The following is a 3522-nucleotide window of genomic DNA, read 5'->3' on the forward strand; positions in this document are numbered from 1 at the left end:
CGCTATCAATTATTAATCCTAAGGTTTTAACTGCATGACTTGCCGTTACATTACTGCCAACTCTTACAATACTCCAATCTTTATTATTTGAAATACTTTCAATATCCCAAACATCGCCATGTAACCATGTAGATTGGGTTGTCCAAGTACCATCAGTTGCTGTAACAAATGGCATTGGCGCTGTTTGATCTTGAACAGTTGATATGTTTTGTAATGAAAGCGTGTTATTGTTCCCTGAGGCATCGCTTGTATGATTGTTTATGATGTCGGTCATTGGGTAGTAGGCTAATAAGCTACTCCAATTAATGATTGAATTATTTGAATAATCCTTGATATCTTTTGGAACCATAGTACCACTTACTTTTCCTGAATTTTCTTGGATTTCTTGATATACTAATGGTCGGATTTGATTTTGAGTTAATACGGTATTAAATACACGTACCTCGTCAATGTTACCTCTAAAGTATTGTTGATTACTAACATTACTTGATAACCTGCCTATTTCAAAATTATCATTACTAGCGCTTGTGTTTTCTATAGCCGCTCCAGTTGCTGAAACGGTTTGTGAACCTGTCAAAACCCCATCGACATAAAGCTGTAAAAGGCCAGTTGAACTTGTATAAGTTCCCGTAATATGATGCCATTCATTTAGAACCAAAAACCCTGGAGAGGTAATTGTTTTTTGTCCAACACCTGCTCCTTTTATAACAAAACTTGGCGTCCAGCCATTTTTTAAAAATAGTTTACATCCTGAGTCTTCACCGGCGATAACCATATCGCTTCCTGTTGGATTACCACGCTTTACCCAAGCCATGATAGTCACATCATTTAAACCATCTATAAAACTTGGCGTTGATAAAAAATCATCTACACCATCAAAATCTATAGTTGCTGAAGCTGGTGGGTTGACATCAAATAAATCGCGATAATCTAAATCGCCGCCTGAACCTAAATCGCCATCGGTATCGGGTAATATGGATAAATCAGTTGGGTCATCAATGTCATCATTTGGATCATTCGGATCATATAAGTTTGACCCTTCGAAAAGTAAATCAAGACCATCATTATCAGGATCTGAAAACGTAATAATTGCATTAGCCATACCATTTTCTTCTATGTCTGGTATCCCATCATTATCCGTATCTAAATCAAGAAAATCTGGATAAAAATCAAAATCTGTAAATACAACATCTAATCCGGTACCATAGGCTGTATCTATTCCTGTACTAGCTACAGTACCTGTTGGTGCTATATATCCAGCTGTTATTTGTGCTTCAATATTATCTGGAATTCCGTCGTTATCACTATCCAAATCTAAATGATTATCAACACCATCATTGTCAAAATCTTCTCCTTTAACAATAGTTAAATTATTCGAATTAAAATCTAAAAACTCACATTGGGTAAACGACATCATAAATTGACGTGTTGTAGCGGTAGCTGTCGTTGTAATTGCTTGCATACGCATGGTAAAAGAATTGCCAATAAATTGGAAATATGCTCTTAACCAGGGTAATGTAGAAAAACCGTTAACAGTTACATCATCTGATGTCATTTCTATATTATTAGATCCTAAATCCGTAATTGTTAAATCTGACGGGTTTTCAATACCATAGGCTGCCGGATTATAATAAATTACAGACTCCTTTAAACTTGATGTACCATCAACATCCCAAGTAACTCCGTTAACTCTAAATATATTTGTAGAGGGTATTGTAGTTCCCGAGTTTACGATGGTAAACTTAAAAGTAGCACCAGGCGTTCCTATTGCCGCAAAAGTAAGTGTCGTTTGAAGGTAATCAGGATTACCTATTGTATCATCATCAATATTGGCAATTGTAGCGTTTGTTAATTCGGTTATTTCCATTAAAACATCGTAACCGGATATGGTATTACCAAATCTATACACAGCACCAACGGTTCCAACTGGTGAGCCTGAACTTGCGCCAGCATCAAATACGCCATTTTTAAAATTCAACGGCGGGAGTGTACATTCAAACCTATCTTCACCTAAATTTTCAACTGAGTCTGGAATCCCATCTCCATCATCATCATAATCTAAATAATCAGGAATGCCATCTTGATCTAAATCTGGAAGACTACTACATTTAGCATCACCACCCGACACATTAAAATATATTATTTGCCCAGTAGTATTAGCGCCACCTCCAGTATCGTTAACAACCTCTGTGCCATCAATTTTAACGCGTACCCTGCCGTTATTCCAACCATTATTTGCGGCATCATATAATTTTATATAGTAGTTATTTCCGTTAGGAACACAGCCTAAATCGTATTTCACACTATATTGATCAGTTGAACCCGATTGTGTAGTTTGATAGCATTGCGTATCATCACAAAGTGAAAGTAATAAATCGTTCGCGGTATTATAAAGCTCTACTTTATGCTCATATGATTGGCTTTTCCATTTAACTATAAGTTTTAATGGTGAATTTTGAGCTATAAGAGTATTACTTATAACACATATTGTAAGCAGGGAAAAAAGAAATTTTGTTTTCATAATTAATAGATTTGGGGGAACCTTAATTAACTAATAATTTTATGTTTTATTCGTTAAAGCTTAAATATTTATTTTAATAGCAACAGCAGTTTAGAATGTCCAAAACACAAGGAATTTGTTTAATATGTCCTTGATTTTTAGACCCTTCTAACTTTATAATGTCACAATTATAAATTGTATTTTTTTAAAAATTATTCTAATAATATACTTTAGAACTAAACTTGAGGGAAGAATACTTCGGTTTTAATGACTAAATTTTATATAAATCATGACAATAATAGTGCAAAAATTTGACAAACACTCATAAAAGTCCGATTAAACGATGTTTTAATTCGATGAAATGCAATTTTACTTACATTTTTTAGGTTTTATTCCACAATTATCTTTTTTGATAAGACTTCATTCGCTTCTGTTCTCATACATACAACATATGCTCCTGTAGTGATATTATTAAATTGTAATCCACTTTCTAATCTAGCTCTTGAAACATTCGTCATTTCCAATATAACTTGACCGTGCATATTTATTAAAGACAGGTTCTTAACATCGCTACTTAACTTTTTTACGAATAAGGTGTTGGTTTGGTTTTTAAAATACACATGATTTTCTGGTATCATAGCCGTTTCAACACTTAAACTTTGTTGCTCGTTTTGGAATACTATTTCAAAACGATCATTGAATATCCCTTGGTCGGATGTAAAACTATAGGCTGCATAATCTTTTAAGCTGAAATATGTACCGGTTAGATTATCAAGTAAATATATGTCTTGGGTGTCATCGATGTTTTCTTTGTCTGAAATTCTAATCTCAAATTCATTATCGCCCGATGAACTGAAATTTAAGGGCACTACTTTTTCTTCTGTAATTGGCCCATAAGCTTGAATATTCATGCTTTCGCCTTCCAAACTTAAATGAAGGTCGTTATTACTCGCATCGGTGTTTTTTGAATCAAACCCATAATCATAACCATCTGTGGTGTAATCGCTAAACCCTAACAATAA

The 3522-nt window shown here is 34.1% G+C and carries 2 protein-coding genes; both read right to left on the minus strand.

Features of this window, described 5'->3' with window-relative positions:
* Positions 1-2521, minus strand: a 2521-nt coding sequence (locus WBN21_RS12280) for a LamG domain-containing protein (protein ID WP_424200690.1), incomplete at its 3' end; no start/stop codon positions are given.
* Positions 2522-2889: 368 nt separating this feature from the next.
* The coding region (locus tag WBN21_RS12285; RefSeq protein ID WP_424200692.1) for a T9SS type A sorting domain-containing protein at positions 2890-3522 on the minus strand (633 nt) is incomplete at its 5' end.

Source organism: Algibacter sp., assembly GCF_049667265.1.
Classification (GTDB): Bacteria; Bacteroidota; Bacteroidia; order Flavobacteriales; family Flavobacteriaceae; genus Algibacter_B.